Here is a 20,786-nt window from a genome sequence, read left to right as displayed (position 1 = left end):
CCTGACGACGCTGGCGGTCTCGGGTCCCAACGACATTGTCTCCTGGATGCTGATCGTGGGTGGCGTGGCCATTGGCGGCGGCATCGGTGCGGTGATGGCGCGGCGGGTGCCGATGACGGCGATGCCGCAGCTTGTCGCGGCTTTCCACTCGCTTGTGGGCATGGCGGCGGTGTTTGTGGCCGCGGCGGCGCTTTATGCGCCCGACGCCTTCGATATCGGCACCGAGGGTCATATCCACCTGCAGGCGCTCATCGAGATGAGCATCGGGGTGGCGATCGGGGCCTTCACCTTCACCGGTTCGGTGATCGCATTTTTGAAGCTCGACGGGCGCATGTCCGGCAAGCCGATCATCCTGCCGGCGCGGCACCTGATCCATGCCGCGCTGGGGATCCTGCTGGTGGTTCTGGTCTGGCAGTTCGCGGTGACCGGCAATCCCTGGCTGTTCTGGGTGATCACCATCCTGGCGCTGGTGCTGGGTGTTCTGATGATCATCCCGATCGGGGGCGCGGACATGCCGGTCGTGGTCTCGATGCTCAACTCCTACTCGGGCTGGGCGGCAGCGGGCATCGGCTTCACGCTGGGCAATACCGCGCTGATCATCACCGGGGCGCTTGTGGGCTCTTCGGGGGCGATCTTGTCCTACATCATGTGCCGGGCGATGAACCGGAGCTTCATCTCGGTGATCCTTGGGGGCTTTGGCGGCGACAGCGCCGCGGCGGCCTCGGGCGGGGAAGACGACCGTCCGGTCAAGCAGGGGGCGGCGGACGATGCGGCCTTCCTGATGAAGAACGCTTCAAAGGTCATCATCGTGCCCGGCTATGGCATGGCGGTGGCGCAGGCTCAGCATGCGCTTCGTGAAATGGCCGATGCGCTCAAGGCAGAAGGCGTGACCGTCAAATATGCCATCCACCCGGTGGCGGGCCGCATGCCCGGGCATATGAACGTGCTGCTGGCGGAAGCCAATGTGCCCTATGACGAGGTGTTCGAACTCGAGGATATCAACTCCGAGTTCGCGCAAACCGATGTGGCCTTCGTGATCGGGGCCAACGATGTCACCAACCCCTCGGCCAAGACCGACAAGTCCTCGCCGATCTATGGCATGCCGGTTCTCGATGTGGAGAACGCCGGCACCGTCCTGTTCATCAAGCGCGGCATGTCCGCGGGCTATGCCGGGGTGCAGAACGAACTGTTCTTCCGCGACAACACCATGATGCTGTTCGGCGATGCCAAGAAAATGACCGAAGACATCGTCAAATCGCTTGAAGAATAGTCCTTCAGGAACCGGTTAGGCGACAAGCCACCAAGCGAAACAAGCCAAAAAGAAACGGGGAGAGCCAGCGCTCTCCCCGTTTTGCTTTCCGTTGCCGCGCCCCGGTTGGGTCAGTCTTCGAGGACGGCCTGAACCTCGTAGGGCGCGAGGTCAATCGTGCTGCCAAAGCTGACAACCGGGGCGTAATTGGATGACAAGCTCCTGCCTGCGATCCGGCATTCGGCGGGCAGTGTCCGCGTGACCTGCTCACCGGTAAAATTGGCGATCACCACCAGCCGCGAGCCGTCGTGCCGCCGCTCATAGGCGAAGATCTGCGGGTCCTCAGCGAGCAGGGGCGAATAGCATCCCTCGACAATGATCGGGTGCTCACGCCGCAACCCGATCAACTGGCGATAGTGCCACCACACTGAACCCGTGTCGGCCCGCGCTGCCTGTGCATTGATTTCTGCCGCATTGGCGTTCACCCCGATCCAGGGCGTCGCCGTCGTAAAGCCGGCGGTCTCGCTCGCATCCCAGTGCATGGGCGTTCGTGACGTGTCGCGACCGTTTTCATTGGCGCCGGCCAGGAACGCATCCGGGCTTAACCCCGCCGCGACATGCTCGCGATACATATTGTGGGTCTCGATATCGCGGAACTTGCCAATTGCATCGAACCGCGTATTGGTCATCCCGAGTTCTTCGCCCTGATAGATGAAAGGCGTGCCTTTCATGAGATGCAGCACAGTGGCCAGCATCTTGGCGGATTCAACGCGATATTCGCCGTCGTCTCCGTATTTCGAGACGGCGCGCGGCAGGTCGTGATTGCCCCAGAACAGGGCATTCCATCCATCTTCGGCCAGGGCTTCCTGCCAGCGGTTGAAGGCCTGCTTGAGGGCAATCAGATCGAAAGGCCGGGGCTGCCATTTGCCGTATTCGGGATGCCATTGGGCCGTCACGTGCTCGAACTGGAAGACCATCGACAATTCGTTCCGGTCGGCGCCTGAATAGAGCAACCCCGTGTCCGGGGTCGCGCTCCAGGTCTCGCCGACCGTCACCACGTCTCGGCCCGCCAGGGTCTGTCGATGCATCTCCTGCAAATATGGGTGCAGATTGGGCCCGTTGGCCGTGATGCCCGTGTCCGGATCCTTGCCGATCAGATCGATGACATCCATGCGGAACCCGGCGATGCCGCGGTCGAGCCACCAGTTCATCATGGCGTAGATCTCGGACCGGAGCGCAGGATTGGCCCAGTTGAGGTCGGGCTGCTGCGGCGAGAACTGGTGGAAATAATATTGGCCGGTTTCGGGATCGAGCGTCCAGGCCGGTCCCCCGAAAGTCGAGCGCACGCCATTGGGCAGCCCGCCATCCGGCGCCGGATCGCGCCAGATATAGAAGTCCCTGAATGGCGCATCCCGTCCCGAGCGGGCAGACCGGAACCACTGGTGTTCGTCTGAGGTGTGGTTGACCACAAGGTCCAGCAGAACCCCGATATCGCGCTTTCGGGCATCGGCGATCAGGCCATCGAGATCGGAAAGGGTTCCGAATTCCGGCGCCACGGCACGATAGTCGGAGATATCGTAGCCATTGTCGTGCATCGGCGAGGCGAAAACTGGCGACAGCCAGATCAGCCCCACCCCGAGCGCGTCGAGATAGTCGAGGCGCGTGCGAATGCCGGGCAGATCGCCGATCCCGTCGCCATTGCTGTCCTGAAAGCTGCGGGGGTAAACCTGATAGACGACGCGATCGCGCCACCATGGCGTGCTGATGCTTTGCTGGCCCATGGCCGGCCTCTCTTTTTCACGAATCTGCATGATGCCTAGGCCGCCATCCGCGCGCCCAGAACGAAGCTCTGGATGGCCAGTACCGCGGCTCCCCGGCACCACTCCGTGTCGCTGCCCGACCGGATGACGAGGTCGAGCTTGCGGGTGCGCGGATCCCGGTCCTTTGCGATCCCGCGCTCGACGGCCTCGCGCGCCACGCTGGCAAGCCGCACGCCTTCACCACCCAGAACGATGCACTCGGGCATGGTCAGATTGGCAATGGCAGCCAGCAGGCGCCCCAGTCCTTCACCCGCATCGTCGAGCACGCGGCGAGCCGCCGGTTCGCCGGCTTCGCCGAGATCCATGGCCTCCTCGTAGGTGACCGGGCGACCAAGCGCGCCGGAGAGGGCGGTGACAATGGCACCTTCGGTCAAAATGCTCTTGGCGCAGCCCCGGTGCCCTTCCGAACACACAGGCCCGAACGGATCGAGCGGCCAGTGGCCGACAAGGCCGATGCCATGGTCTTCATCGGCGACCACCGCATCATTGGCGACAAGTCCATAGCCGATGCCCGCGCCAAGCGTGACCACGGCGAAGCGCGACAGGCCACGCCCGGCCCCGAACCAGTGCTCGTATTCGGTGAAGGCGACGACGTCGTTCTCCAGGATCGTCGGCAGGCCGGTGCGCTGTTCGACAAGCTCCGCCAGGGGCACGTCGTCCCAACCCAGAAAGGCTGCGCTTCGAACCATGCGATGCGCGGCAAGCCGGCCGCCAAGCCCGATGCCGATCGCCGTGGGGTGCTTCCATTCCGCGCCCAGCTCGTCCACGAGATCCCTGATGCTGTCGGCAACCGCTTCCGGTTCCTGAGAGGTGAGGGGGCGCTCGGCGCTCTTGTGCACCTGTGCCCGCAAATCGGTGATCACCCCCATCACCCGATCGTCGCGCAATTTGAGCCCGGCAAAGGCCTGGGCGTTGGGCACCACATCGATCAGCTGGGAAGGCCTGCCGACCCGGCCTCCCGAGGTCTCTCCGACTTCGCGCAACAGCCCGGCCCGGATCAGCGGTGTGCTCAACCGCGTCAGCGATCCTGGCGAAAGCGCCAGCCGCCGGGCGACTTCGCTGCGCGACAGGGGCCCGTTGCGCAGGACTTCGAGAGCGACCGCGCGGGACGCTCCGGCGTCTTCCGTCCAGGTCGATCTCTTCAAGGGCATGGCGTCAATTTCTTCATCCATCGGTTTCTTATAAATTCCATTGTAGAAATAATCTAGCCCCTAATCCGGGTCATAATGGCGGTTGACACCATAATTTCTTTTGCCATAAAAAATATATAAATGGCCGGCAAGTGCCATCAACCCACTCAAGCGGAGGAGAGAATGACCCAATCGCATAAAGGCGCGCGTCGCGCCGCAACCCTGGTCGCGCTGGCCGCGACGCTGATGGCGGGAACCGCCAATGCCCAGGATGTCACGCTGACTTTCTGGGGGTCCTACGGCAATGGCGGCAATTCTGCGCAGCAGGACGCCCTCAACGAGATCCTGATTCCCGCCTTCGAGGCCGAGCATCCGGGCATCTCAGTCGACTATGTCGATGTGCCTTATGATGCCCTTTTGCAGAAACTCACCACCAGCGCAGCCGGCGGTGAATTGCCCGACCTCATCCGTGCCGATCTGGGTTGGGTGCCGCAATTCGCAGACCTCGGGGTACTGGTGTCCTTGTCGGAACTGATGGATGATTTCCAGATGTATGCCGACAAGACCTATCCCGGTTCCCTCTCCACCAACCTGCATGAAGGCGAGTATTACGGCCTTCCGCTGGATACGAATACGCGCGTCCTCGTCACCAGCCAGGCGGCGCTCGATGCGGCCGGCATGAGCGAACCCCCGGCCACCTTCGAGGAACTGAAGGCCATGGCGGACGCGCTCGGCGACACCGATATGGCCGTCTTCGCCGATTCGGGTCTGGGGAGCTGGAACGTTTTCCCCTGGATCTGGTCCGGTGGCGGCGCGGTGACCGACCCCGATCTCACCGTGGCGACCGGCTATCTCGACAGCGACGAAAGTGTCGCGGCGATCCAGATGCTCGTGGACCTCTATCAGGCGGGGCAGATCCCAAATCTCATCATCGGCAACCAGGGTGCCACCAGCACCTCGGACGGTTTGCCGACAGGCCGCTATGCCAACATTCTCGATGGACCGTGGATGAAGGCGATCTGGGCCGGTCAGTATCCGGACTTTGAACCGATCTACGCGCCGGTGCCGGCAGGCGAGGGTGGTTCGGTCAGCGTTGTCGGCGGCCAGAACATCGTTCTCACGTCGTCCTCGGAACACAAGGATGCAGCCCTTGAGTTCATCCGCTTCACCCAGACCGAAATGTTCCAGCTCGAAATGGCCAAGAGCGGCAACATGACCGTGATCCCGGCCTATGCCGACGCGCAGAACGATAACGATCCCTATTTCGCGATGTTCTCCGATCAGCTGAAGACCGCACGCTCCCGGCTGGCCATCCCGCAGGCTTCGCAGGTTGATGCCATCATCTCGGGTGCGTTGACGCCGGCCTTCCAGGGCGACGTCTCGGTCAAGGATGCCTTGTCCGACGCTGCTGCCCAGATCGACCAGCTTCTGGCGCGGAACTGACATGAACCGGGCGACCGCATCTCGAACCGTGCCCTACGGTATGAGCAAGGCGGCCGCCCGGCCAAATCGGGCGCGGCTGATGTCGGGCCTGACGCCATACCTCTTCATTGCGCCGGGTTTTCTGCTGTTCACGCTGGCGATCCTGTATCCGCTGGTGCAGGCGTTCCAGGTCAGCTTCTACGACTGGAAGATCATTGCCGGGGCGGTCAGCGATTTTGTCGGTCTTGAGAATTACCAGCGGGCCTTGGCCGACCCCCGCTTCTGGCACAGCCTCGTCAACTCCGGCGTCTACATGCTCTTCACCGTCCCGCCGCAAATCGCGCTCGGCCTGATGGTGGCCATGCTCCTGGTCAAGAAGGGGCCGGCCCAGCCCCTGTTCCGGGTCCTGTTCTATCTGCCTGTCGTCACCAGCTGGGTCGTTGTCTCGCTGCTGTTCAAATATCTCTTCGCCGATGAAGGGCTGATCAACTACACGCTCGGCGATTTCCTGCATCTTTCCGACGGCGAAACCTCCTGGCTCTCGAGCCGCTGGACCGCCATGGTGGCGATCTGTGCGCTTGGCATCTGGAAGGGGATCGGCTGGTCGATGATGATCTTCCTCGCTGCATTGCAGGGCGTGCCGCGCGACCTCGAGGAGGCTGCCATTCTCGATGGCGCCAATCGCTGGCAGCGTTTCCTCAGCGTCACCCTTCCGGCGATCTGGGCGGCCGTGATCTTTGTCGCGGTCATGCTGGTGATCGGCGGCTTCAACGTCTTCACCTCGGTGCTGGTGATGACCGGCGGTGGGCCGGGCGGCGCCACCGAAGTGGTGCTCACCTACATGTACAAGCAGGCCTTCGAATACCTTGATTTCGGATATGGCAGCGCCATCGCGGTGCTGCTGACCGTGCTTGTCTTCGTGCTTTCCGTTCTGCAACTGAAGTTCTTCGGAAACCGGGACGGAGGCGAAAAATGAGCGAACGCACCGCTTTCGTGTCACCCGGAACCGCCCTGCGCCTCGTCGCGCTGATCGTCGGCGCCAGCATCATGGTGACGCCGTTCCTCTATATGGTTTCGACGAGCTTCAAGCCGCAGGCCTTCGTGCTGACGGTGCCGCCCCAGTTCATTCCGGACCCGGCGACCTTGTCGAACTACGAGCACATACTCGGGCTCGATTTCGGCCGCTATTTTTTCAACTCACTCATCGTCGCGGTCACCGCCACGGCGCTGTCTGTTCTGCTCAGCTCGATGATGGCGTTCGGGTTCGCGCGCTTCCGGTTTCCCGGGCGCGAATTGATGTTCCGTATCCTCCTGCTGGGTCTGATGGTGCCGGCCATGATGCTGATCATTCCGCAGTTCATCCTCGCGAAATATCTGAGCCTTCTCGACAGCCTTGTTGGCCTGATCGTCTTCTATGTGGCCGGCTCACTTGCGCTCAACACCTTCTTGTTGCGCGGCTTCTTCGAGGCGATCCCCGAAGAGCTCGACCAGGCCATGCAGGTCGATGGCGCCAATGCCTGGCGGCGCTATTGGGATTTGTTCCTGCCGCTGGCAAGGCCGGCATTGGCCACCGCGACGATCTTCACCTTTCTCGCTTGCTGGGATGAGTTCGCCTGGGCACTGACCATCATTTCCACCCCGGAAAACATGACCCTGCCGATCGCGATCCAACTGCTGCACGGGCCGCGGGGCACCCAATGGGGGCTGGTCTTCGCCGCCTCGATGATTGCCGTCGTGCCTGTCGTCACCGTTTTCCTGCTGTTCCAGCGCTACTTCGTTCAGGGCCTCACCGCCGGGGCCGTCAAGGGATGACCATGCCGAAACCCGAACTTTTGCCTGCGCGTGCGGTCAACGCGGCGCACACTCCCATCATTGTTGAAGTCCGGGGTGAAGGTGCGCCCGGAACGGTGCGCGTGACGCTGCTGGGCGAGACCGTTCACACGCAAGACCATGAAGGTGGAGGGACCATCCGGATTCCCGGCCTCGAACCGGGTGGCTATGCGGTTGAGCTCGATACCGGTGGCACGACGCTGCGCACCGCGCTGGCGGTCGGTGAAGATGCGGACCGGATGCGCTATGGTTTCGTCGCTTCTTATGCGCCGAACAAGGACTGTGCCGGCGTTGCCGATCTGGTCCGGCGCCTGCACCTCACGGATATCCAGTTCTATGACTGGGCTTATCGCCATGCCGATTTGTTGGGTGGTGGCGAGGATTATCGCGACGCCCTTGACCAGCCGATATCCCTGGCCACGGTACGCGCCCTGATCTCTGCGGTGGGCGAGGCCGGCGCGCGGGCTCTGGGCTATGCGGCGGTCTACGCGGCAGGACCCGATGAATGGCCGCAATGGCAGACGCTGGGGCTGAAGAACGCGGCAGGCGAGTTCTACGGGCTTGGTGACTTCCTGTTCATCCTCGATCCGGCGGCGCCGGCCTGGTTGGAGCATTTCGGCGCCGACCTGGCGGCCGCCCATGAACTCGGCTTCGACGGCTTCCATCTCGACCAGTATGGCTACCCGAAACGCGCCGTTCGCGAGGACGGTGCCGTGATCGATGTGACTGAATCCTTTTGCACCATGATCGCCGCCGTGCGCGAAAAGCTGCCCGCCGCCCGTCTGGTCTTCAACAATGTGAATGATTTCCCGACGCGGGCGACCGCGGCCACGCCACAGGACGCGATCTATATCGAAGTCTGGGAACCGCAATTGGCACTGGGCGACCTCGCCCGCACGGTTGAGCGTGCCCGGTCGTTCGATCCGCAAAAGCCCGTGGTCATCGCCGCCTATCAGCATGTCTATGACACCGCGCCGGCTGAAGCGGCGGACACGGCCACGGCGCTGACCATGGCGACCTTGTTCTCGCATGGCGCCACCCAGCTTCTGGCCGGGGAGGCGGACCGGCTGCTGGTCGATCCCTACTATGTCCGAAACCATGTCATGGCCCCCTCGACCGAGGCCCTCCTCAAACGCTGGTACGACTTCCTCGTCGCCCATGACGCCTTGCTGATGCCGCGTGCAATCACGGATGTCACCAACAGCCATGCGGGCGAATACAATGGCGATCTCGAGGTGAAATTTCCTGATGCGGCAGTGTCCGGTGACCCGATGGCTGGCCATGTGTGGCGGCGCATCACGCGCACACCGGAAGGTCTGGTGGTGCATCTCATCAACCTCGCCGATCAGGCGGATACGCTCTGGGATGCGGCCCGCCAGACGGTGACACAATTGGCCGGAGGGGTGCTGGACTATCGGTGCGCCGGGCCAAACCCGCCCCGCATCAGCGTGGCCGATCCGGATGCCGAGGGGAGGCTGATCGAAATCGATGTCGAAATCAGCGGCGCCCGGGCGTCGGCCAAACTCCCACCCTTGCAGACCTGGATGGTGATCCTGATCCGGGATTAGGCCATTGCACGGCACATCGGTGAATACAGGTCGGGAGTCGGGCGGGCCGTCGACCCGCCCGACAGCTGTGATTATTCGACCAGTGCGGCCTGATACGCCATGACGTCCGCAAGCTCGAAGAAGGCGCCCATTTCAGCCATCTGGGACAAAGCCTGGAGCGCCGCCATGAAGGAGGGCTGGTCATCCCAACCGATCAACACGGCCTGCCATCCGTCAGCAGTGATGAATTCGCGGTGGAAGATATAGCCGGGTTGTTCGGCAACGCGGGCGAAGAAGGCATCGCGCGCGGGCGTATAGGCTTCTTCCTGACCGGGCTGCGCGCGCCTGACTGCGGCTTCGATCACCTGGCCAGGTGTGTTGATGTGGTCTTCAAGCACAAAAGGCTGACCATCTGCCGGCGACATCTGCACAAAGGCCTGCATGTTCACCGTCTCGAAAAAGGCTTGCGCCTCGGCAGTCGGCATCAACGCTTCGGATGCGGCAGCGAAGTCGGCCATGTGCGACCAGCGGGTAATCCCGACATAAACCGGGTTCGGCCCCGGCTCGGGGAGGGTGAAGAACGACTGAAAGGTCCAGTCGGCTTCATTCCCGTCGCGCTGACCCAGCAGACCGAGAAACGCGGCGCGCCGTTGCGCCCATTGGGATTCCATCCCCGGTTTCACTTCCTGGATTGCGAGCTCGTAGATCGGATCGGTCATCTTGTTTTCCTGTGCCAGTGCGAAGCCCGCCGTCAGCGCCAGAACGGCGGAAAGAGTGAGGGTTTTCAGCATGGTGTCCTCTTTCGTTTTGGGGGCAGGGACATTGTGCCGGATCGCACCGGTGTTAATTATTTACGAAGGTTCATTCAGACTGATAGGTTATTACGATGAATGAACTCGACTTGTTGCGCCCCACGCTCGCCTTCGCCACTGTCGTTGATACCGGCAGTTTCCGCGCCGCGGCCGACCGCCTGGGTCGTTCACCGCCCTATGTCAGTCAGATGGTTTCGGACCTGGAAGACAGGCTCGGGCGGCAATTGCTGTTCCGCTCGACACGCCGCCTGTCCCTGACCGCGGACGGCGAAGCCTTCCTGCCGCATGCGCGGGCCATGGCCAATGCCTTCAATCAGGGCCTCGACACCGTGCGCGACACCCGCCGCAACCTCGCGGGACGGCTGCGCGTCTCGGCGCCTTCAGTGCTGGCCAGTCCGGTATTCGCCAGGATCGTGTCAGGCTTTGCGGCCCAGTATCCCGGGATCGAGCTGGAAATTGACCTTGAAGACCGGGTGGTCGATCCGGTGGCGGCCAGGGTCGACCTGGCCCTGCGGATCGGCGATCCAGGCGACGATCACAGGCTGGCGCGCAAGTTGTTCACGACCCGGGGGGTTGTTTGCTGCGGTGCTGATTTGGCCCGGGATCTCACCGCGCCGGATGATCTCATGGCGTCAACCTGGCTGCGGTCCCCTGCCACACCGCCCCGGCTGGGCCTCATCGGCCCGGGCGGACGCCAATTCACCGCCGACCCGAAAGCGCAGATCGTGGTCAACAATGCCGCGTTGATCCGCACCATGCTTGCCGAGGGCACCGGTTACGCCGTTCTGCCCGAATTCGCGATCCACGAGGCTCTTGATGCGGGGGCGCTCACTGTGGCGGTACCCGAATGGTGCATTCCCGATGTGGCGGTTCATGCGCTCTATACCGAGCGCCGGACGGCCCTGACGAATGCCCGCGCATTTGTCGATCATGTTCAGGCCGCGCTGAGCGCGCTTTGAATTCCGCGTATGGCCGTCATTGACCGCAAGGCTGGATGGCCTGCTGGTACCTGCACAGCTATCCATCAATACCAACAATGATCGATGCGATCATCGCGCGAGAATGCGAGATAGGGTAAATAAAGCTGAAAAAACAGCATTATATGTAGGCCAATCAATTTTGCACAGCTGTGCAAAAAATGATTGACTTTGCCGGAATGCCCCATGAAGATGAGGAAAAGGCGGCGCAAAGCCGTGACGGTTCATGCATTGGCATGGCGAGGGGAGGAGTTGGCCTTTGTCTGCAAGGCGCAATGAAGTGACGGGTCTCGGCAGAGACTTGTGTTCGGTGGTCTGCATATGAGCGCTGCGGATCAGCAAACCTCAGCGACCCGGCATGCCGATAAGGGCGCCGGAACCAAGCGGGAGCCCGACCGCATGGCGCGGTGGCGCTATGCCCTGGCCACCAAATGGCGCGAGCCGACGGCCATTATCGGCCTGCTCATGGTCGCGCTGTTCGCCTATCTGATCATCGTCCCGATCGTCACCCTGCTGGGGGACGCTGTGCAGGTCCAGTTCGGCGACGCCCGCCGTGCCGGTGGCGAGAGGGGATCCCTGACCGCCTATTACATCCTGCGCACTCTCACTTCGCCCGTCGCGCAGGACCTGTTCTGGGCGCCGCTCACCCACACCCTGTCGGTCGCTTTCGGCGTGATCACCATCTCGCTGCTGATCGGCGGCACTCTCGCATGGCTGTTGAGCCGCACCGACATGTTCGGCCGGCGCTGGTTCGCCACGGCCCTGATCGTGCCCTACATGCTGCCATCCTGGACCTTCGCGCTGGCATGGACCACACTGTTCAAGAACCGCACGGTCGGCGGCCAGCAGGGCTGGCTCGAGGCCATGGGGATCACCCCGCCGGACTGGATGGCTTATGGCCAGGTGCCGATCACTATCATCCTGGCGCTGCATTACACCCCCTTCGTGATCCTGCTTTTCGGCAATGCGCTGCGCCGGTTCGACTCCCAGCTCGAGGATTCCGCCCGCATTCTCGGTGCACGCCCGCATGTCGTGGCCAGGCAGATCATCCTGCCGCTCATGCTGCCCTCGCTGATGTCGGCGACGGTGCTGATCTTCGCCAAATGTCTTGGCGAGTTCGGCGTCGCCTATGTGCTCGGTCTGCCGGTCAAATACGACGTGCTGGCCACCTCGCTCTATCGCAGCATTTCCTCCCGTCAGACCGGCGTTGCTGCGGTGCTGGCAGGAGCGATCATGCTGATCGGCATTCTGTCGCTCTTGATCGATGCGCGGCTGGTGCGCGAGGCCCGCAAATTCGTCACCGTCGGCGGCAAGGGCGCCATGAACCGGCGTTCCGAACTCGGTATCCTGCGCTGGCCGGCAACCGGCTTTGCGGCGTTCATGTTCCTGTTCAGCGTCGGCCTGCCTTTGACCACGCTGGTGCTGTCGACCCTGATGCAGGTGCCCGGCAATTTCGCGCTGTCCAACTTCACGCTCGATTACTGGATCGGCACCGGGCTCGACACCGTTGCACTGCGCACCGGCATTCTGCTGGCGCCCGAACTCTGGCAAGCGACCTGGAATACGCTCTGGATCGTGGGCACGGCGTCTATGTGCTCTGGCCTGCTGGGTCTGCTGGTCGGCTATGTGGTGGTACGGTCGCCGGTCCTTTCGGTGGGCACTTTCCTGCGCCAGGTCACCTTCTTCCCCTATCTCGTGCCGGGCATCGCCTTTGCGGCCGCCTATCTGTCACTCTTCGCTGTGCCGCGCGGCCCCGTTCCGGCACTTTACGGCACGGCCTTCATCCTGCTGCTGGCCCTGATGGCCGACCAGATGCCCTATGCGTCGCGGGCCGGGATCTCGGCCATGATGCAATTGGGCAAGGACCCCGAGGAGGCCGCCCAGATTGCGGGGGCAGGCTGGTTCCGCCGGATGATCTCCGTGGTCATCCCGATCCAGAAGGGGGCGTTGGTCGCCGGCGTCTTGCTGCCCTTCATCTCCGGCATTCGCGGGCTGAGCCTGTTCGTCATCCTCGCCGTGCCCAGCACCGATGTGCTGACCACCTATTCGCTGCGCCTGATCGACTACAACTACACCCAGGCCGCAAACGCCGTCGTGCTGATCATCGCCGCGATCGCCTATTTCGGCACGCTCGCCGCACAGAAAATCACCAAGACCAATCTCGCCGAAGGACTGGGGAGCTGACATGCCCAACATCTCGCTGACCGGCGTAAACAAGAGCTATGGCGGCAACGCCATCAGGGCGGTTTCCGATCTCGACCTTGAAATCGAGGACGGCGCCTTCATGTGCCTGCTGGGACCGTCAGGCTGTGGCAAGACCACGACCCTGCGCATGATCGCCGGACTTGAACACCTCACCAGTGGCTGCATTTCCATTGGCGACAAGCCGGTCGACTCGATTGTCGACGGGATCTTCGTTCCCCCCGAGCGTCGCGATATGGGGCTGGTGTTCCAGAGCTATGCCCTTTGGCCCCATCTCACCATCGAGCGCAATACCGATTTCGGCCTGCGGCTCCGTCGCGTTCCCAAGAAGGAGCGGCTGGAGCGGGTGGAACGGGTCATGGAGACCCTGGGGATCCTCCAGTATCGTGACCGCTATCCGTCCCAGCTGTCCGGTGGCCAGCAGCAACGCGTCGCCCTGGCCCGCATGCTGGCGGTGAACCCCAAGGTGCTGCTGCTTGACGAGCCGCTTTCCAATCTCGATGCGCGGCTGCGGCTCGAAATGCGCGCCGAGCTCAAACGCATCCATTCCGAATTCGGTACCACGATCATCTTCGTGACCCACGACCAGTGGGAGGCGATGACACTCGCCACCAAGATCGCGGTCATGCACCAGGGCACGCTTCAACAGGTTGGCACCCCGGACGAGATCTATAATCGCCCGGCCAACCGGTTTGTCGCCGAATTTGTGGGCAGCCCGCCCATCAATGTCGTCTCGCTTGAAAACAAAGAGACGGACAGTCTGGCAACCATGGTGCGGGACTATGTAACCCGCCTCCATCCGCAGCGCCCTGCCATCGGTTCGCTGGGGCTGCGCCCCGAAACCGTTCAGCTCGCGGGTCCTCAAGAGACGGTGCCAGACGATCATTTTGCCGGCCAGGCGCGGCTGGCGGCGGTCCTGCCGACTGGCGGCAGCTGGATCGCGGAACTCGATTGCGGGGGGCGGACCATCTTCGCCTCGTTCAATCAGCCCGTGGCGCTGCCTGTCGGTTCGACAGTGCAGTTCCATGTCGCTCCCACGGCCATGCTCGCTTTCGACGAAGCGGACCACCGGGCGGAGCTGGGCACTGACCGGTCGCGAACAGCCGCCAACAACGAAATGGCCGGATAACGAACCTGCCGTGCCCGGTCCGGGCGCGGTCAACACACGTCAAACCCGAGGGAGGAGAACCTTATGACGTTAAACCTGTCCCGCACATTGGGTGCAGTCGGTCTCGGCGCAATGCTGATCGCCTTGCCGACCGGCGCCATGGCTCAGGATTTCGATCTCGATGCCTTGATCGAGGCCGCCAAGGCCGAAGCGCCGATCACCGTTTATGCCAGCACCGGCAAGATCCAGACAGTGGCTGAAGCCTTCACCGCGAAATACGGGATCGAGGCAACCGGTACCAAGGTCTCGAGCTCGGCGCAGGCCGAACTGATGATCCGCGAGTATCAATCCGGCAATATCGTGGGCGACCTGATCGTTTCGAGCGATGCCGCCGCCACACTGGCGCAGATCATCCCCGAAGGCATGGTCACCAGCTGGCTGCCGCCCGATCTGGCCGATACCATTCCCGCCGACTCCCAGGATCCCCTTGTTGTCTACCGCGATCCCGCGGTGTGGAGCTTCAACAACAGCGTCTATGACGAATGCCCCGTGGACAATATGTGGGCGCTCACCGGAGAAGACTGGCACCGCAAGGTCGCCATGCCCGACCCGCTGAACAAGCCCGCCATTGCCGACTGGTTCAATCAGCTCGAAACCCATTGGGACGACAAGATGGCGGCCGCCTATGAGGCCTTTGCCGGTGAGCCGCTCGACACCTCCGAGCAGTCCGCAACCGCGTCCTGGGTTCAGGCCCTGGCCGAAAACCAGCCGCTGCTGACGGATTCGGATTCCGCCGTGGCCGATGCGGTCGGTGCGCCGGATCAGGAAGACCCTTTCATGGGCATTCTGTCTTCCGCCAAATACCGTGACGTCGTCGACGGTGGTCTCACCATGGAAATCTGCGAAGGGATCGAACCCTTTGTGGGGCTTGCCAACCCGGCCTATGCGTTGATTTCGGCCAAGACCGACAGCCCCAACGCGGCCAAGCTCTTCGCTCACTTCATGATGACCGAAGAGGGCATCGAGCCCATGACCGTGGACGGCAAGATCTCCGGTAACAATGCGGTGCCGCCGCATCCCGACGAAGCCTCGGGTGTAGGCGCGGTTGCCGATCGCCTGACCCCGAATGATGCCTCGACGGGCATGGACGATTTCGATTCCCGTCAGGACTGGCAGGATTTCTGGCGGGTTCACTACAGCCGCTAAGAGTTCCCTCCGGGGTCGGCCCTTCGGGGTCGGCCCTACCCCTCCAATTCTCAGATTTGGGTCGCATCAATGCCCCTTGAAAACGCTCAATCCCGGAATATGCACGCCGAGTTGCGCCAGATTGCCGTCGACGCGGTGCGGCAGGTCGGACCGGGCCTGGCCGACGCTTTTCGCCAGACCATGTCGATCGAAATGAAGGCGGACCGTCATGACCTCGTCACCGAGCATGACCGGGCCTCCGAACGGGTTCTGCGCGATTTTCTGTCCCGGGCTGCACCAGGCAGTTCCGTGGTTGGCGAGGAATTCGGTCGCAGCGGGGACGGGGAAGTGACCTGGTATATCGATCCGATCGATGGCACCGCCAATTTCGCCCGTGGCCTGGCGTTCTGGTGCACTTCCATCGGAGCGGCTGTCAACGGTCAACCGGTGGCCGGCGCGATCTATGATCCGGTCGCCAACCACCTGTTCAGCGTCGACAGCACGGCCAGCTATCTCAACGACAAACCCATTATCGCCGAGGCCGCACCGCGGACCGAAGAGGCGGTGCTGATTTTCGGTTATCCCAGCGCCGCCGACTTGCGGCGTGATGGCAAGGGCCCGGCGCTCGAACGCTTTGGCGCGCTGGTCGAAGCCTTCGCAACCGTCAGGCGCCCTGGCAGCGCAGCGCTCAGCATCGCACATGTCGCCGCCGGCTGGGCCGATGCCGCTGCCGGGTTCAGCGTGCACGCCTGGGATGTCGCTGCGGCGCTGCCGCTGCTTGAGCGCGCCGGCGGGCGGTTCCAGAGCTTTGCGTTTGATGCCGAAGGCAAGGCCGGCGTGCTCGACTGCCCTGGCTATGTCGCGACGGGCAGGGGCGTTGACTATCCGCTCCTGAACCAGGTTGCGGGCGACATCGCCCGCCACCGGCGCGCGCAAGCCGAACCTGCGCCAGCCAATTGATGTCTTTCATCCAATCCAACTGCCCTTGAAGAGAACCTTATGTCCGTTTCCACCCTGTCTGCCGCCGCTACGCCGTCTGAAAAGGAACTGCAGCACCTGGCACGGTTCTGCGCCGAGACGATGCGCGAGGCGGGGGCCCTGGCGCAACGGGCCTTCGAAGAACCCCGCGGCATCGCCTACAATCTGAAGGGGCCGCAGGACATCCTCACCGAAACCGATCAGGCCGTGGAGGATTTCATTCGCAGCCGCATTCATGAGGCGTTCCCAGAGCACGATTTCCTCGGTGAAGAGACCGGTGGCTCGGTGAAGGGGCTGGCATGGGTTGTCGACCCGATTGACGGCACGGCCAATTTCGCGCGCCAGATTCCGCACTACTGCATCTCGGTGGCCTTCGTCGCCAATGGCGAGACGGTTCTCGGTGCGATCTACAATCCGGCCACCAAGGAGTTGTTCGAGGCGCAGCGCGGTGCCGGTGCAACCAGGAACGGTATCCCGATCCGGGTGTCGAGCCAGCGCAGCGTTTCTGCTGCAAGTGTTGAACTTGGCTGGTCGACGCGGCTGCCGCTCGAGACCTATCTCACCGCGCTGAGCGCCTTGATCAGGGCCGGTGTCAGCGTGCGGCGCGGTGCATCCGGCGCCATGGGCCTCGCCTATGTGGCGGACGGGCGGTCGGACGCCTATGCGGAGCTGCACATGCATGCCTGGGATTGCCTGGCCGGCCTGCTGCTGGTCAAGGAAGCGGGGGGCGTCATCGCCCCCTTTCCCACCGGCGAGGGGATGATTGAAGGCGGCGCGGTTCTCGCGGCCAGCCCGATCGTGGCGCAACTGGTGAGCAAGGCCACCGGAATTGCGCTCGAAAAGGAGGCAGGCGCCTCAGCCATCCGGGCGGGAGGGCGGTCGTAATGAAGCGCCGGGCCCTAGCGTGGCCTTACAGATCGGCGCCACACCGGTTGCGCTTCAAAGCTCGCCGGCGGCGCCGGCGGCTCCTCGGGCCCCTGGGTGACCAGCGCGATGATATGGGCGGTGATGTCGTCGATCGGCTGGCGGAAGGTTGTCAGCTCATAGGCCGACCAGCCGGCCTGTTCGATGTCGTCGAAGCCGACCACGCACAATTCTTCCGGGATACGCAGCCCGAATTCGTGGCGCGCGACATCCATGAAGCCGCAAGCCAGAAGATCGGTGACGCAGAAGGCGCCGTCGGGGCGCTCCGCCCGGCTCAGGAGCTGGCGTGCCGCTTCCGCACCCGAGGCATAGGACGTCGCCCCGATATGCACCGCATCGACCGGCAGGCCTTCCTCTCTCGCCGCCTCTGCAAAGGCGGTTTCGCGGGCAACAAGGCTGGCCGTGCCGACCCGCGAGGAAACGATGGCCATGCGTTTGCACCCCGCGCGCTTGAGCATGTGGAGCGCGTTTCGCGCTGCGCCGGTATTCGAAACCGAAACGGATTGCGGCCCTTCGATATCATCGTCGCGATTGACGACGATCACCCGCTGCCCGTTATGCAGGCAGGTGTCGATCAGGCTCACCGCCGGCTGGCCGGACAACACGATCGAGGCGTCGGCCCGGTAATGCAGGGTCTGCCGCAAGGCAGGCTCCACGCCGGTGTCCCCCGTCGTGTTGATCAGCATGGCGACCTTGTCCGCCGCTTGCAATCTGCGGGTGAGGGTTTCGATGAACCTGGACTGGTAGGGCGTGTTGATGTCGGCGGCGATCAGGCAGACGATATTGCTGCGCTCCCGGATCAGGCCGCGCGCCAGATGATTGACGTGGTAGCCCAGCGCCTCGGCGGCAGCGAGAACCTTGGTGCGGGTGGATTTGGAAACCGACGCACCATCGGTGAAGGTGCGGGACACGGCCGAGCGCGAAACGCCGGCAAGATCGGCCACCTGCTGCGCGCTGACATAGGATTTCCTGGTGTTTTCGCTCAAGGCCGCCGGTCCTTGCGTCGAATGATGAAAGCAGGGGCCCGTTCAGGAAGTTGCACGGCTGTGCTCATCATTTCACGTTAATACCCAGAGTGTTCGCATGCATATACCGCTTTGCCTGCAATCGTGCAATCAGCTGTGCAAAACAGGTGCCGTCCGGACCTACTCTCAGGCGAGAGTATCCGGAATTCAGGCGTTGATACCAGAGAATCAAATGCACAGCTGTGCAAAAATTGATATCGACATGCTATGATCGACCAAACCCGATAATGGAGTTCAGTTCATGACAAAGGTTGCCCCGGTCCATGACCGTCCGGCTATCAGCGAAATCGCCAAACCGATCGGCAAGGACGGTGCGACCCTTTATATCGGCGGCGCGGAGGGCGCGCGCGATCTGGCATTGCTGCGCGAGCTGGGCATCACCACGGTGGTGAATTGCGCGGTCAATCTCGACATCAATTATGTCGGTGAAGCGCTTCTGCCCGCCGAGGGCGAGAAATGCGCCGCCGGACACGCGCCGGTGCGCAGCTACAAGATCGGCATGATCGACGGGGACGGAAACCCCGAAACCATGATGCTGGCTGGCTATTACATCCTCGATGGGGCCATTCACCAGACCATGCCGGACAAGCCGTCTTATCCCATGCGGGAACGCGGCAATATCCTCGTGCATTGTAGAGGCGGGCGGAGCCGGTCGGTGGCCCTGGTCGCGCTCTACCTCCACGTGGCGCATCGTGATCGCTTCCCCACCCTCGAAGCGGCCATCGATCATGTCCGCGTCCGGCGCGAACTGCATGAAGACGAGTGGTTCGAAACGCCCAAGCCGGTGTTGATCAATGCTGCGCGTCGCGCCGCCGAAGCGATCCAGCGGCTCAACAGCGCGTCCTGAAGCCGACGGAGGTCACCATCGAAGCGACCCTGACCTTAGTGAATCTGATCGGTGCCGCGGCTCTGTTGATGTGGGGCCTGCGGATGATCAAGACCGGGATGCTGCGTGCCTTCGGCGCCTCCCTGCGCCAGTGGATTGCGCGCAGCACGTCCAACCGGTTGTTGGCGCTTGCCGCCGGCTTCGGTGCGACCCTGCTTGTCCAGAGCAGTACGGCCACCGCAGTCATAACCGCCTCTTTCGCGGGGCGGGAACTGCTTTCGGCCAGCATGGCCCAGGCCGTCATGCTGGGCGCCAATCTCGGCACCAGCCTCGTCGCGATCATTCTGTCCGCAGGACTGGGTTGGCTGTCGCCTGCACTGATTGCCATCGGGGTGGGGATTCACATGCGCGGCCGCCGCGCCACCTCCAAGGGTGTCGCCCGGGCGATCCTCGGGCTCGGGTTGATGCTACTGGCGCTCGAACTGATGGGGCAGGCGACAGAGCCGCTCCAAGCCTCACCGTTGCTCGGGCAAGTCCTCGGCAGCCTCGATTCTGCACCCATTCTGGGCTTGATTCTGGGTGCAGGGCTGGCCTTTCTCAGCGCTTCGAGCCTTGTAGTCGTCCTGCTTGTTGTTCTTCTGGCCGCTGCTGGCGTTGTCACCCCGGCGCTGGCAATGGTCCTCGTCGCCGGCGCCAATCTCGGTGGCGCCATACCGCCTTTTCTGGCCGTTTCGGGCGAAGGCGCCGTCGCGCGCCGCGTGGCCATGTGCAATTTGCTGGTCCGCGCTTTCGGGGCGGTGGTCCTGACCTTCGCCGCGCCCTACCTGGCTGGGCCGCTCATGGCGCTCGGGCTCGATGTCACCGGCCTCGTTCTGGCCACCCATTTCGGCTTCAGCCTCGTGTTGGCGCTGGTGTTTCTCCCGCTCCTGTCGCCGCTCGTGCGGCTCGGTGCCGCCATCGTTCCGGCAGATCCGGCAAGCGATGCCGTCGGCCCTCGCTATCTCGAAGATGCGGCATTGTCTTCGCCGGCGATCGCCCTGTCCGCAGCCGCCCGTGAGACCCTGCGTCTTGGGGATCTGGTCCGGACCATGCTGGAGGAAAGCCTCGCCGCCCTGCGTCATCCCGACCCGGCAGCCGGTGAAAGCCTTGGCCGCGTCGAAGACGAGATCGACACGCTGCACAGCGCCATCAAATCCTATCTCTCCCGGCTGGGCCGCGAGGAACTCGATGCTGACGATACCCGCTGGTCGACCGAGATCATGTCCTACGCCATCAATCTCGAGCATGTCGGCGACATCATCGACAATGGCCTCTCGGATCTGGTGACCAAGAAGGCGCGCCGGCAACTTCTCTTCTCCGAAGAAGGGATGGCCGAGATCGAAGCGCTTTACGAAAAGACCTTCGAGGTTCTGCAGCTGGCGCAAAGCGTCTTCCTTTCCCGCGACGCCGAGCTTGCCCGGCAACTGGCGGACGCCAAGGTTGACATCCGCCGCATGGAAGCCGAATCCGCCGCCGGCCATCTCGACCGGCTCCGGCACCTGAGGACCGAGGCCGTCGAGACCTCAGGGCTGCATCTCGATATTCTACGCGACCTCAAACGGGTCAACGCGCACTTGATCTCGGTGGCCTATCCAATCCTTGATGACCTCGGGGCGCTGCGGGAATCCCGGCTTCGCTCATCGTCAAAAACCGCCAAGAACCCGAAGAAATCCACGCGTTCTCAAGGAACCCAGGGACCTCAGCGGGCCTGA

The 20,786-nt window shown here is 63.0% G+C and carries 17 protein-coding genes; 13 read left to right on the top strand and 4 right to left on the bottom strand.

Translation table 11 applies throughout. The features are described from left to right. The coding region (locus G489_RS0110205) for an NAD(P)(+) transhydrogenase (Re/Si-specific) subunit beta (RefSeq protein WP_029041472.1) at positions 1-1,270 on the top strand (1,270 nt) is incomplete at its 5' end. A 110-nt stretch (positions 1,271-1,380) separates the two neighbouring features. Here G489_RS0110205 and G489_RS0110200 read toward each other — a convergent pair. Further along, the gene (locus G489_RS0110200; RefSeq protein ID WP_029041471.1) at positions 1,381-3,030 is read right to left on the bottom strand and encodes a glycoside hydrolase family 13 protein; all 1,650 of its coding nucleotides are present in this window, start codon (positions 3,028-3,030) and stop codon (positions 1,381-1,383) included. 35 nt (positions 3,031-3,065) lie between these two features. Next, positions 3,066-4,220: an ROK family transcriptional regulator gene (locus G489_RS0110195; protein WP_035872363.1), complete on the bottom strand. Its 1,155-nt coding sequence runs from the start codon at positions 4,218-4,220 to the stop codon at positions 3,066-3,068. Positions 4,221-4,382: 162 nt separating this feature from the next. On the opposite strand from G489_RS0110195, the gene G489_RS0110190 reads away from it, so the two are divergent. From G489_RS0110190 to G489_RS0110175, 4 genes are read left to right on the top strand one after another with little or no spacing between them, the layout of a single operon-like run. Further along, positions 4,383-5,642, top strand: a complete 1,260-nt coding sequence (locus G489_RS0110190) for an extracellular solute-binding protein (protein WP_029041469.1) — start codon at positions 4,383-4,385, stop codon at positions 5,640-5,642. Between the two features lies 1 nt (position 5,643). Next, complete coding sequence (locus G489_RS0110185; protein ID WP_029041468.1) at positions 5,644-6,597, top strand: carbohydrate ABC transporter permease; 954 nt, start codon at positions 5,644-5,646, stop codon at positions 6,595-6,597. After that, entirely contained in the window at positions 6,594-7,433 is an 840-nt protein-coding gene (locus G489_RS0110180; RefSeq protein WP_051332516.1) for a carbohydrate ABC transporter permease, read from the top strand. The genes G489_RS0110185 and G489_RS0110180 overlap by 4 nt, the downstream gene beginning before the upstream one ends. Positions 7,434-7,435: 2 nt before the next feature. Then, entirely contained in the window at positions 7,436-9,019 is a 1,584-nt protein-coding gene (locus G489_RS0110175; RefSeq protein WP_035872354.1) for a glycoside hydrolase family 66 protein, read from the top strand. Positions 9,020-9,090: 71 nt separating this feature from the next. Here G489_RS0110175 and G489_RS0110170 read toward each other — a convergent pair whose 3' ends face one another. Beyond that, positions 9,091-9,789 (bottom strand): NIPSNAP family protein, encoded by a 699-nt coding sequence (locus tag G489_RS0110170; protein ID WP_029041465.1) that lies wholly within the window; start codon positions 9,787-9,789, stop codon positions 9,091-9,093. 95 nt (positions 9,790-9,884) lie between these two features. On the opposite strand from G489_RS0110170, the gene G489_RS0110165 reads away from it, so the two are divergent. The 6 genes from G489_RS0110165 (at position 9,885) to G489_RS0110135 (ending at position 17,145) form a co-directional block, all read left to right on the top strand. Then, positions 9,885-10,769 carry a LysR family transcriptional regulator gene (locus G489_RS0110165; protein WP_029041464.1) on the top strand — a complete coding sequence of 295 codons (885 nt, stop codon included), beginning with the start codon at positions 9,885-9,887 and terminating at the stop codon, positions 10,767-10,769. 339 nt (positions 10,770-11,108) lie between these two features. Continuing rightward, the gene (locus G489_RS0110155; RefSeq protein WP_407059828.1) at positions 11,109-12,971 is read left to right on the top strand and encodes an ABC transporter permease; all 1,863 of its coding nucleotides are present in this window, start codon (positions 11,109-11,111) and stop codon (positions 12,969-12,971) included. Between the two features lies 1 nt (position 12,972). Then, entirely contained in the window at positions 12,973-14,118 is a 1,146-nt protein-coding gene (locus G489_RS19980) for an ABC transporter ATP-binding protein (RefSeq protein WP_051332515.1), read from the top strand. 63 nt (positions 14,119-14,181) lie between these two features. Next, a complete protein-coding gene (locus tag G489_RS0110145; protein ID WP_029041462.1) occupies positions 14,182-15,303 on the top strand; it encodes an ABC transporter substrate-binding protein in 1,122 nt (373 codons plus the stop codon). A 69-nt stretch (positions 15,304-15,372) separates the two neighbouring features. Beyond that, positions 15,373-16,242 (top strand): inositol monophosphatase family protein, encoded by an 870-nt coding sequence (locus tag G489_RS0110140; protein ID WP_035872351.1) that lies wholly within the window; start codon positions 15,373-15,375, stop codon positions 16,240-16,242. A 39-nt stretch (positions 16,243-16,281) separates the two neighbouring features. After that, the gene (locus G489_RS0110135; RefSeq protein ID WP_029041460.1) at positions 16,282-17,145 is read left to right on the top strand and encodes an inositol monophosphatase family protein; all 864 of its coding nucleotides are present in this window, start codon (positions 16,282-16,284) and stop codon (positions 17,143-17,145) included. A gap of 14 nt (positions 17,146-17,159) precedes the next feature. Here the strand turns inward: G489_RS0110135 and G489_RS0110130 are convergent, their stop codons facing one another. Next, positions 17,160-18,170: a LacI family DNA-binding transcriptional regulator gene (locus G489_RS0110130; RefSeq protein WP_029041459.1), complete on the bottom strand. Its 1,011-nt coding sequence runs from the start codon at positions 18,168-18,170 to the stop codon at positions 17,160-17,162. Between the two features lie 280 nt (positions 18,171-18,450). Here G489_RS0110130 and G489_RS0110125 point away from each other — a divergent pair, with 280 nt between their 5' ends. Together G489_RS0110125 and G489_RS0110120 are read left to right on the top strand one after the other, a co-directional pair. Continuing rightward, a complete protein-coding gene (locus G489_RS0110125) occupies positions 18,451-19,056 on the top strand; it encodes a dual specificity protein phosphatase family protein (RefSeq protein WP_029041458.1) in 606 nt (201 codons plus the stop codon). 68 nt (positions 19,057-19,124) lie between these two features. Continuing rightward, positions 19,125-20,786, top strand: a complete 1,662-nt coding sequence (locus G489_RS0110120; RefSeq protein WP_051332517.1) for a Na/Pi cotransporter family protein — start codon at positions 19,125-19,127, stop codon at positions 20,784-20,786.

The organism is Cucumibacter marinus DSM 18995 (assembly GCF_000429865.1).
GTDB lineage: Bacteria > Pseudomonadota > Alphaproteobacteria > Rhizobiales > Devosiaceae > Cucumibacter > Cucumibacter marinus.
Note: the sequence above shows the minus strand (reverse complement) of the source record. Positions and strands in the feature narration are given on the sequence as shown.

Excerpts from the sequence above, each read along its gene's own strand:
- G489_RS0110185 (WP_029041468.1), top strand. The coding sequence starts at position 5,644 with ATGAACCGGGCGACCGCATCTCGAACCGTGCCCTACGGTATGAGCAAG.
- G489_RS0110125 (WP_029041458.1), top strand. The coding sequence starts at position 18,451 with ATGACAAAGGTTGCCCCGGTCCATGACCGTCCGGCTATCAGCGAAATC.
- G489_RS0110200 (WP_029041471.1), bottom strand. The coding sequence starts at position 3,030 with ATGGGCCAGCAAAGCATCAGCACGCCATGGTGGCGCGATCGCGTCGTC.
- G489_RS0110195 (WP_035872363.1), bottom strand. The coding sequence starts at position 4,220 with ATGCCCTTGAAGAGATCGACCTGGACGGAAGACGCCGGAGCGTCCCGC.
- G489_RS0110165 (WP_029041464.1), top strand. The coding sequence starts at position 9,885 with ATGAATGAACTCGACTTGTTGCGCCCCACGCTCGCCTTCGCCACTGTC.
- G489_RS0110120 (WP_051332517.1), top strand. The coding sequence starts at position 19,125 with ATGTGGGGCCTGCGGATGATCAAGACCGGGATGCTGCGTGCCTTCGGC.
- G489_RS0110155 (WP_407059828.1), top strand. The coding sequence starts at position 11,109 with ATGAGCGCTGCGGATCAGCAAACCTCAGCGACCCGGCATGCCGATAAG.
- G489_RS0110190 (WP_029041469.1), top strand. The coding sequence starts at position 4,383 with ATGACCCAATCGCATAAAGGCGCGCGTCGCGCCGCAACCCTGGTCGCG.
- G489_RS0110180 (WP_051332516.1), top strand. The coding sequence starts at position 6,594 with ATGAGCGAACGCACCGCTTTCGTGTCACCCGGAACCGCCCTGCGCCTC.
- G489_RS0110140 (WP_035872351.1), top strand. The coding sequence starts at position 15,373 with ATGCCCCTTGAAAACGCTCAATCCCGGAATATGCACGCCGAGTTGCGC.
- G489_RS0110135 (WP_029041460.1), top strand. The coding sequence starts at position 16,282 with ATGTCCGTTTCCACCCTGTCTGCCGCCGCTACGCCGTCTGAAAAGGAA.
- G489_RS0110145 (WP_029041462.1), top strand. The coding sequence starts at position 14,182 with ATGACGTTAAACCTGTCCCGCACATTGGGTGCAGTCGGTCTCGGCGCA.
- G489_RS0110170 (WP_029041465.1), bottom strand. The coding sequence starts at position 9,789 with ATGCTGAAAACCCTCACTCTTTCCGCCGTTCTGGCGCTGACGGCGGGC.
- G489_RS19980 (WP_051332515.1), top strand. The coding sequence starts at position 12,973 with ATGCCCAACATCTCGCTGACCGGCGTAAACAAGAGCTATGGCGGCAAC.
- G489_RS0110175 (WP_035872354.1), top strand. The coding sequence starts at position 7,436 with ATGCCGAAACCCGAACTTTTGCCTGCGCGTGCGGTCAACGCGGCGCAC.